Raw genomic sequence first — 10695 nt, 5'->3', positions numbered from 1 at the left:
AAAACGCTTTTACAGCTCTCGCTGCTATCGTTCGCCAGCTAATTGCCTGGTCAATTTGCCACGGAATCAGGTGGTCAACATCCCCGGAATATCAATTGGTTCCCAATGAATTGCGTCCTGAACGTCTTTTGTAAGTTCGTCGTTTGATTTCATTTTCGGTTTGTTTATTTAATTTTATTAATGAGGGTGCTGTTTTATAATACTTATTTCAGTACATTACTCCAACATCAATACAAGCTCATAACTTTACGTGCACCTTCAAATGTGCAGGCCTGTCCGATCCCGGAATTACAGCCGGTAATAAATACGACCTTGCTTTCTAATATTTTCATAGGATATTTTTAATAGGCTCCGTTACCTGACAGGATCATTGCCGCCAGGCGCGCGTCGAGTTGATAGATATCTTTTCTAAAATTCAACCGGTTATCCCTGTCAGTAAATGCGGTGAAATAAGCAATGAAAACAGGAACTTTTTGTGTAAGGTTGATGTAGCGCTCTTTACCGCCGTGCATCGCTGCTTTGATTTTTTCTGCATCCCAATCCCCGTTGCTCTTCAGCAGGAAATCTGCCAGTTTAGCCGGCTCGCTCACCCGGATACAGCCGTGACTGAATCCCCGGCTCGTTTCACCAAATAGCGATTTAGAGGGTGTGTCATGCAGGTAAATATTATAACTGTTAGGGAAAAGGAATTTGACCAATCCCAGCGAGTTTTCCGGTCCTGGCTTTTGCCTGATCACCGGCAGGCCGTTTTGGGTCCCGGTAATCTCCATTCGGTGTTCGGCAATATATCGCGGATTTTTCCGGATACCCGGCAGCACTTCGTTCCGAGTGATGCCACGCGGTAAATTCCAGTAGGGGCTGAAGACCACCTGTTTAACCTCACCGTAAAACACAGTTGTTGGGTGCACGGTTTGGCCCACTACCACTTTGCAACTCCACAGCAGGCTATCCGCATGGTAAACATGCAACTGATACTCCGGGATATTGACAGCGAGGTAATCGCTATTCAATTTTACCGGCAACCAGCGGCTGCGCTCCATATTGACAAGGATCTGTTTGATCCGGGAGGCTAACGGAACATTTAATCCGGCAAGTGTGGCTTTATCCGGCAGACCGCTGACCAGCAAGCCGTGCCGCTCCTGAAATACCTTAAGCGCAGTTACCAGTTCCTCGGTATACACGGCACTCAAAGTGTCGCCATAGTAATCTTCCAGTTTAAATAAGCGGGCTTTTAATAGCCTGATGACGTCAGATGAATCACCGTTCTTCAGGTTGTTCTTTGTTAATATAATTGGCAGCCATTGATCCTTTTGGTCCAATGCCCGGTACTTTCTTAAAAACCCCCGCAATAAATCATATTGACGATAGACCGGTTCGGTAGTAGAACGGTTATCTGCCGGTTTTTTCAGTAGGCTGTCCAGGTATTGCGGATAGGCAATTTTCTTTCTCGGCATAAACCAGCCCGAAGATTTGCTCGTTGCCGTATTCATGCCGTGCCAGGCCAGTTTGGCAAACACAAAGTATTGAGTGGTCAGCATTAATTCAGCCGAAATATCTTGCTGAATGTCTTTTCCTTTGCCTCCCTGGTCATGTAACAAAGAGTCCAGTGCCTGCTGGTAAGGCACCGCTTTGTAAATACCTTCATTCTCTAAGTTCATGACCCGGTTGGCCAGATTACTGGCTTGTTCAATCAATTGCCCGTCATCAAACCAGGCATAGGCATATTTCCTTTGCCGGTAAAAGGTACGGAGTTCTGGCTCATAAGTTTTTACAGCGGGGTAACGCTTAAAGAACGAAGCTATCCGGGTACTGTCAAATACTGTTTTAGATTGCCCGCTGAAATTGCCTGGGATTGTTCTATCCCAGTCATGTCTCAGACTGTCGGATTTTGGTGTTTTTTTTACCTCCTGGCTGCAGCCGCTGAAGGAGGTGCTGCAAATCAACGCTACGGTCAGCCAAGTTAGCCTGTTCAATTGGGATATTAAGTGTGCCATTTTGATTTATCTGAACATGGTTTCAGCAGCATGGAACAGTATGCCGGGATGATGGTCGCCATGATACATCGAAGTAGCTTCTTTATCCAGCTTTAACAATTCATAAACGGCTATTTGCGCTGTGCGGACAGAATATTCAACCGTAAATACGACATCATCCGGCACTTCGGCGAACTGCCCGATAAAGGCAAGGTTTTTGGAAACTTTGGGCACAACTTGTGGCCGGTCGCCTTCCGCGCGGGTCAGGAACTGGCTGGTGATATAAGGCAACATGCAGGGAATACAGTTAGCATTTTCCAAGACTTGATCCAGCACATGGTCAAAGTGCAGGTGATGTATCAGTTCCGTCAGGATCTCCTCACCCGTACAATCGGCCATACGCTTTTTAACAAAATTGCCTTCCTGATCCGGGAACAAGCCGTATCCCCAAAAAACGGTCACATCATCCGGCTGGCTTATGAAATGAGGCTGATAAGCCAGAACAATGGACATCAGCCAGTTGGAATCTTTGAAAGTCACCAGGCCGCCCGTGCCTGCAGCATTTCCCGAAAATTCTTCCATCAATTCAAAGAACAAATGCCCTCTACTGGTCACCGTAAAAGATTCCCATTTGGATTCATCCACCCGGTTATCAAATACAAAAGGCCTGCCGAATTCCGGACTGTGTTTGGCAATAGCCTCCCATAACAACCAACTGCCGTCGCGTTTATCGGTGATGAGTTCCGGTGCTCTATGCATCGCACCCAAAGACGAATCTGCGGTCATGGAACCGATGGTCACCAGCAGCAGGTCATCTATATTTAACTCCAATTCCTGCGGCTGCTCATTTTTCAGCATGTGCATCCGGGCCGCCATCTTTTGTTCGCCGATGGCTTTAAAATCGATATTCGTTACTTTAACGCCCATTTCAAAATGAACGCCCTGCGATTTCAGCCATTTAATCAGCGGCATGGCCAGGGAATCGAATTGATTGTATGGAGTGCGGTCAACACCTTCCAGCGTATTGATTCGCTCAAACTCGTGTAAAAAGCGGTGCAGGTAGCGTTTAAATTCTACCGCGCTGTGCCAAGGCTGAAAAGCGAACATGGTGTCCCACATGAACCAGAAATTGGTTTTAAAAAATTCAGGCGCGAACCATTCATTTACCCGTTTGGTACCCAGGTGGCTTTCGCTTACCGCCATCATTTCGATCAGGTCGAGCCGGTCGCGGGCACTGAAACCCATCGAAGAGACATCTAAGATCTTACCATTTTCTACCACGCGGGCCTGAGAATGCGTCTTTATTTTCTCGTTAAAAGCTTTGATCTCATCCAGCACGGTAACAGCCGGGTCGATTTGCGAGGGAATAAAAGAAAATAGGTCGTAAGTACAAAGGTAGCTGAAATTAAGCATCCGCCCGCCGCGCATTAGGTAACCTTTTTCCGCCGAGCCGGCACTGTCCAGGCTCCCGCCGGCGACAGGCAATTCGTCGTATATCGTTATACTATCGCCGGGAATATGGCCGTCCCTGATAAAGTAAGCGGCACTGGCCAGGGACGCTATACCGGCGCCGACTAAATAGATGTGACGATGCGGAATAGTTGGAATTGAGTTTTTCATAGCATTGCTTTTCGTTGGTTAGCAAACCTAAGCCAGGAAGGCTGCTGAATAAATGATGTCCGTCAGTAAAATGCGTGCGGTTACTTATATTAAGACCTGTTATGTGGTACTTAAAACTTTTCCGGCAGGTTATAATCGATGCGCAGAACATTAAATTTAGCATAGCTGAAATCGCCTTTAGCCAGCCGCCATATCGCTTCAATTTTGGTGGGAACCATAATGTTATTGATCTTTTGATAAGCCCCCGGCTTCCCGATCCAGGTTTCCAGCTTTTCATTGCCCATATAACGGCTGGTTTGGAACTGGGTGATTTCGTCATTGCTGAAACTTACGATATAAGATAAGGACATACCTCTGTACGTAAAGATCAATTTGGCTGTATTCTTATCCATGGCTAACCACTGCAGACTTTCGCTGGGCAGTAGATTTGTCGGGAACCAGACACTTTCGGCCAGCCAGCGTAACAATTCACCCTGGTTAAATTTTTTACCTTTTCCGTTCACGATATTGTAAAGGGAAAAGAGGGAAACTACCAGCCTGCCCTTATCTGATATATACATATCACGTGCAGTAAACAGCGTCGTTGTTCCTTTCCAGATAAACCCGGTTTTTTTCACCGTAAAATATTGTTCCCCTACAATGTCAACCCACTTGTTATTCAGGCCTGTTTTGAACTGCCCGTTATGTTTGAGCCTGACGTAGTTGATATAAGGTTCACCTTCTTTCAGCACATGCCGGAAATAAGCTTGTACTGGTTCGGGCAGGCCGACCAATTGCGCGTAACTGAAAGCCTGATCGGACAGGCTATCCCGTAAGGCAAATAATTCGACCACTTCCTGCTCAAATTCATTAGCAGCACGTATCCGTTTAATTAAGATGAATAGCAGGCAAAAGCCTGCTATTCCCAGCACATACCACATGGCGTTAAATTGCTTATTGTAAGCCCCAAAGGTGAACTATTACTTTTTGTAAGCGATGATAGTTAACATTATAACAAGTGATGCTTGTTATAATGTTTTGGTTAGCGGGCGTTTCGCTATCGCTTCCATTTCCAGTCCAGTATTTCGGGCATATCCTTACCATGCATCCGGATATAATCTTTGTGTTCGGTGAGCTTATCCTGCAGGTGTTGTTTCAGATATACGCCTTTACTGCCGGTTTGCGGTAAACGGTCGATCACATCCATTACCAAATGGAACCTGTCCATTTGGTTGAGCACGGTCATATCAAAAGAAGTGGTGATCGTTCCTTCCTCATTATAACCCCTCACGTGCATATTTACGTTGTTAGCCCTGTTATAAGTTAGGCGGTGCACCAGGTAAGGGTACCCGTGGAAAGCAAAAATGACCGGCTTATCGGTAGTAAACAGTTCGTTATATTCCTTATCGGGCAGACCATGGGTATGTTCCGAACTTTTTTGCAATTTAAAAAGATCGACCACGTTAATCACCCGAATCTTCAGTTCTGGCAAATGTTCGTGAAGAATGGTAACTGCGGCAAGCGTTTCCAAGGTCGGCACATCGCCACAGCAGGCCATCACTACATCCGGTTCACAGTCCTGGTCATTGCTGGCAAAGTTCCATATACTAATACCCCGGGTGCAATGCTCTACGGCTTCGGTCATCGCAAGCCATTGCGGCGCGGCATGTTTGGCCGCGACAATCACGTTGACATAATGATAACTGCGCAGGCAATGATCCACCACCGAAAGCAGGCAGTTAGCGTCGGGCGGTAAATAAACCCTGACGATCGCAGCTTTTTTATTGACTACATGATCGATAAATCCGGGGTCCTGGTGAGTGAAGCCATTGTGATCCTGACGCCAAACGGTGGAGGTCAGCAGGATATTCAGCGAAGCGATCTTTCTGCGCCAGGGGAGCTCCAGGCTTGTTTTTAACCATTTGGCATGCTGGTTGAACATGGAATCGACAATATGGATAAAGGCTTCATAGCAGTTGAACAGGCCGTGCCTGCCGGTCAGCAGGTAACCTTCCAGCCAACCTTCGCACTGGTGCTCGCTAAGCATTTCCATCACGCTGCCGTCGGGTGCTAAAAACTCGTCATGAATAGCAACCGCGGCATTCCACTGACGGTCTGTGGCCTCAAAGACAGCGTCCAGCCGGTTGGAAACGGTTTCGTCTGGCCCGAAGATGCGGAAATTCCTTTTTTCAAGGTTGGCTTGGATCACATCGCGCAGGAACCTGCCGCAAACATAAGTATCACCCTCACCTTCAGTTCCCGGTGTGGCTACGGTAACGGCGTAATCTCTGAAATCCGGCAGGCGCAGGTCGCGCAGTAATTGCCCGCCATTGGCATTAGGGTTAGCGCCCATCCGTCGGTCTCCTTTAGGAGCGAGTTCGGCCAGTTCCGGTCGTAATTTTCCGTGTGTGTCAAAAAGTTCTTCTGGCTTATAGCTTTTCAGCCAGTTTTCTAATAATTGTAAATGTTCCGGGGGCGCGGATGCGGAGACTGAAAGCGGAATCTGGTGCGAACGGAAGTTTCCTTCGATCTGGAAACCATCCACTACTTTTGGCCCGGTCCAGCCTTTTGGTGAACGCAAGATGATCATTGGCCCGCGGGCTCGTGTGGCTTTGTGATGTTTGGCTTCATATTTTACCTGTTTGATCCTTTCAACGGCATAGTCGAGTGCCTTCGCCATAGCCTTATGCATGGTTTCCGGGTCGTCACCTTCCACAAATATGGGGTTCCAGCCATAACCGCTAAATAGTTGACAAAGTTCTTCGTGAGGTATCCTCGCCAGCAGGGTAGGATTGGATATTTTATAACCGTTGAGATGTAAAATTGGCAACACTGTTCCATCGGTTAGCGGGTTCAGAAATTTATTGGAATGCCAGGCCGTAGCCAGTGGGCCTGTTTCGGCTTCGCCATCGCCCACAATGCAGGCAACGATCAGATCTGGGTTATCCATTACTGCACCGAAAGAATGGCTAAGGGAGTAACCCAGTTCACCGCCTTCATGAATGGAGCCGGGTGTCTGCGGTGAGGCATGACTGGAAATACCGCCCGGGTGTGAAAATTGAGTGAACAACTTTTTCAGTCCGTCCTCATCCTGTGAAATGCGAGGATAAATTTCCGTGTAGGTGCCCTCTAAATAAGTCCCGGCAACCACCGCAGGCCCACCGTGCCCAGGCCCCGAAACATACAGCATATTCAGGTCATATTTATTGATGATCCTGTTCAGGTGTGTATAGATAAAATTCTGGCCGGGGGTGGTTCCCCAATGGCCTAACAACATGTTTTTGATGTGTTCCAGCTTTAAGGGTTCTTTCAGCAGCGGGTTATCGCGTAAATAAAGTTGTCCTACCGAAAGGTAGTTGGCGGCCCGCCAGTAGGCGTCTATTTTTTGTAAAAGTTCTGGCGACAGAGCCTCGGCTTCTATGTTGATCAATTCGGTTTCCATATTTTAGTTTTTAATAACGTGATCTAAGACTTTTCGCACGGCTTGTGCGATCATCAGTTCTTCGTGAGTTGGTATAGCGCGAACCGATACCCGGCTCGTCTTTAATGAAATAATTTCCGCGTTTTTAAGATTAGCCTCTTGGTTCAGTTCAATACCCAGGAAATTCACGTCCCGGCAGATACGCTCCCTGATGAGCGGCGAGTTTGCACCGATGCCACCCGTAAAAACGAGCAAGTCCAGGCCGCCAAGCGCCGCTGCTAATGCGCCGATGTGCTTTTTTGCCTGGTAGCAAAATACCTGTATCGCTAACGCTGCTTTGTGGTCTGTCGCTTCTTTAGCTAATAGTTCTTCCATATTACCGGTACCGGCGATTGCGGTCATGCCTGACTTTTTACTCAGCAGTTCGTCGAGTTCATCTACATTCAGCCGATATTGTTTCAGCAGGAACAGGATGACGCCGGGATCCAGATCGCCGGAACGCGTGCTCATAACCAGCCCACCGATCGGGCTGACGCCCATCGTGGTGTCCAGGCATTTTCCGTTTTGTATTGCTGCCATGCTGGCTCCATTGCCCAGGTGGGCGATAATGATTTTTTTGTTAATGGTGTCGGAATCTTCCTTTAGTAGTTTTTGCAGGATATAAGCGTAGGACAAACCATGGAAGCCGTATTTTATCAACCCTTTGCTTCGGTAAATTTCAGGCAGAGGATAATGTTTTATAAAGGACGGCATATCTTTATGAAAAGCAGTGTCAAAACAGGCCGCTTGAGGGATTTTAGGGAGTGCTGAAACAAAGGCCTTAATAGTGCCCAGTTCATCGGGCAGGTGATTGGGTGCCAGGTAAATAAATTCTTCAAGCCGCATTAAAAGATTGTCCGTGATAAGTTCCGGTTCGCGGTGATCCGGCCCACCCTGCACCAGCCGGTGCCCTATGGCTATTATGCCATACGACTGGCCTTTAAACCACCGGATGACTGCGCCGGCCGCATCTTTCATATTACTGTAAGTGCCCTGCTGGTTAAATATTTCCTGCCCCTGATTATTGCTTATCTTGAATTGGCAGGAATTTCCGCCTATACCACTGATACTACCTGATATTCCGATCTCGAAACCAGTGGATTCGAACAGGCTGAATTTCAGACTGGACGATCCGCAATTAATTACCAAAATATATAGGTCTGATCGGTTTATCATCAAAACAAACCTACAACGAGGGGGGGCTTTTTTAAGTGACAACCGCCTTTGGGAAAAGTGACAGTGGTCATTAATTCAGTGTCAGCTGTAACAAAAATGCTTTCAATTGCTTATAATGATGAGCGTCATTAATTTCCCTGCGATTTGTCAACCAACTCTCTCCTGGAATTAGGTGATATTTGTTTCGGCGATCATATACTCATATACTCAGGTCCTCACCAATTATGGAAAACACCACGCTATTAATTGCCATTATTCAAAATGCAATCGATGGTATCATTACCATCGATGACAAAGGCACAGTTGAGCTGATAAATCCGGCTGCCTGTACACTATTTGATTACGATCCGGACGAAGTGATCGGAGAAAATATTAAAATGCTGATGCCAGATCCCGACAAGGACCAGCATGACAATTTTCTTTATCGCTACCTGGCCACCGGGAGAGCAAACATCATGGGCGTTGGCCGGGAAGTATTGGGGCTCCGTAAGGATGGCACGATCTTTCCTTTTCGTTTAGGTTTGAGCGAAGTGCAGTTTTCAGGGCGCAGGATCTTTACCGGTTTTATCCATGACCTCAGCAAGGAAAAAGCAGCGGAGCAAAAGCTGAAAGATTATTCGGCACACCTGGAGGAACTGGTAGAGGAGCGTACGCTGACTTTAAAAAAGACCGTTCAGGCTCTACAGGTCGCCCAGGATGATCTTAATGTTTTACTTGACAAGGAAAAAGAACTGAGCCTGTTAAAAAGCCGGTTTGTATCCATGGCCTCTCATGAGTTCCGGACGCCGCTCACCTCCGTCAAACTATCCGCCTCCCTTATCGAAAAGTACGCCGAACCGCTTAAAAGCGAACATATTTCCAAGCATGTCGGAAAAATAAAAAATGCCGTTGGCAACCTGACCATCATATTAAATGATTTCCTTTCCCTCGAAAAATTGGAAGCCGGTAAAGAAGAAGTAAGTTATACCGATTTTGACCTTGTAAAATTTGCCGAGGAGATTACCGAAGAGATGCAGGTAATGGCCAAAAAGAACCAAAATATTATTTACCTGCACGAGGGAACAAACAGTATGGTCCGTTTGGATCAGAACCTGCTGAAGAATTGCGTTAATAACCTGATCACCAATGCTATCAAATACTCCGGCGAGAACACCTTTATCGATTTCAATACCGAGATCAATGAAACACATTGTATCATTACCGTAAAAGATAACGGGATAGGTATTCCTGAAGCGGATCAGAAACATTTGTTTGAGGCCTTTTTTAGGGCACACAATACCGGCACTATTCCCGGTACCGGGTTGGGCCTGAACATTGTGACCCGTTATGCGGGCCTTATGAATGGTTCTGTAGATTTTAAAAGTGTAGTTAACCAGGGAACATTATTTACCATTTCATTTCCAAATCATGAGTAAGACCGTATTAATTATTGAAGACAATGATGACATTCGGGAGAATGTGGTCGAAATTCTGGAACTGGCTGGTTTCAACGTTCACCAGGCACCTAATGGTAAAACCGGGGTGGACGTGGCGGTAAAACACCGCCCCGACTTGATCCTTTGTGATATTATGATGCCGGAACTGGATGGCTACGGCGTATTGTATATGCTCAATAAAAATCCCGAAACAGAAAATATTCCCTTTATCTTCTTAACGGCCCGGGCAGAACGGCTTGACCTGCGCAAAGGAATGGAGATGGGCGCTGACGATTACCTGACCAAACCCTTTGACGACCTGGAGTTGCTGAACGCTATTGACGTTAGGCTTAAAAAACAGGCGGCACAGGAAAAATTTTACAGCAAGTCTCTTGACCGGCTGAATAAACTGATCAGCAAGAATGATGGCCTTTCTGAACTTAAAAAGATCGTCCGGGAGCGCCGCACCAGGGAATTTAAAAAGAACCAGGTCATTTATTATGAAGGCGATAAAGGGAACGGCCTTTACCTGCTTATAAGCGGAAAGGTTAAAAGTATTAAACTGGCTAAAGACGGTCGCGAACTGATGACCGGCATTTATGGTGCGGATGAATACTTAGGTATCAACGCAATGCTGCTGAATGAAGAACACTCTGATACGGCAACAGCGATGGAAGACTGCTTGTTGTGCATGATTCCCAAAGATTTACTGGAACAATTATTAAGTGAATATCCAGATGTCGCCAGGGAGTTTATTAAAATATTGGCGCATGATGTCCGTGAAAAAGAGGAGCAGTTGCTGCAAATGGCTTATCACTCGGTACGAAAGAAAATGGCAGAAGCGATGGTGCGCCTGCAGGAGCAACAGCCGGAATCGGGATTGGGATTTAAAATTTCCCGGGAAGACCTGGCCGCGTTAACAGGTATGGCCAGCGAGTCCGTTAGCCGTACTTTGTCCGATTTTAAAGATGAAGGCCTGATCGATAAAAAGGGAAGTATGATAACGATACTGCATTTGGAAGGCCTTGCCAAAATGAAAAATTGACCAGCGTCACATTTATATAAGATGATG

7 protein-coding genes are annotated in these 10695 nt (G+C 46.6%); 2 read left to right on the top strand and 5 right to left on the bottom strand.

Going from position 1 to position 10695, the window contains the following annotated elements:
- Positions 1–341 precede the first annotated feature (341 nt).
- From ACVW0P_RS13715 to ACVW0P_RS13695, 5 genes are all read right to left on the bottom strand, one after another.
- A complete protein-coding gene (locus tag ACVW0P_RS13715; protein ID WP_457132614.1) occupies positions 342–1994 on the bottom strand; it encodes a L,D-transpeptidase family protein in 1653 nt (550 codons plus the stop codon).
- A gap of 6 nt (positions 1995–2000) precedes the next feature.
- Complete coding sequence (locus ACVW0P_RS13710) at positions 2001–3593, bottom strand: oleate hydratase (RefSeq protein WP_457132613.1); 1593 nt, start codon at positions 3591–3593, stop codon at positions 2001–2003.
- Positions 3594–3703: 110 nt separating this feature from the next.
- Positions 3704–4513 (bottom strand): DUF6544 family protein, encoded by an 810-nt coding sequence (locus tag ACVW0P_RS13705; RefSeq protein ID WP_457132612.1) that lies wholly within the window; start codon positions 4511–4513, stop codon positions 3704–3706.
- A 116-nt stretch (positions 4514–4629) separates the two neighbouring features.
- Positions 4630–7014 (bottom strand): phosphoketolase family protein, encoded by a 2385-nt coding sequence (locus tag ACVW0P_RS13700; protein WP_457132611.1) that lies wholly within the window; start codon positions 7012–7014, stop codon positions 4630–4632.
- 3 nt (positions 7015–7017) lie between these two features.
- Positions 7018–8208: an acetate/propionate family kinase gene (locus tag ACVW0P_RS13695; protein ID WP_457132610.1), complete on the bottom strand. Its 1191-nt coding sequence runs from the start codon at positions 8206–8208 to the stop codon at positions 7018–7020.
- Positions 8209–8432: 224 nt separating this feature from the next.
- Here ACVW0P_RS13695 and ACVW0P_RS13690 point away from each other — a divergent pair, with 224 nt between their 5' ends.
- On the top strand, positions 8433–9623 hold the full coding sequence (locus ACVW0P_RS13690) for a PAS domain-containing sensor histidine kinase (protein WP_457132609.1): 1191 nt from the start codon (positions 8433–8435) through the stop codon (positions 9621–9623).
- Positions 9616–10668, top strand: coding sequence for a response regulator (locus tag ACVW0P_RS13685; RefSeq protein WP_457132608.1), 1053 nt, complete (start codon positions 9616–9618; stop codon positions 10666–10668). Before ACVW0P_RS13690 ends, ACVW0P_RS13685 begins: the two co-directional genes overlap by 8 nt.
- Positions 10669–10695 lie beyond the last annotated feature (27 nt).

Source organism: Mucilaginibacter sp. UYNi724, from assembly GCF_054057495.1.
Note: the sequence above shows the minus strand (reverse complement) of the source record. Positions and strands in the feature narration are given on the sequence as shown.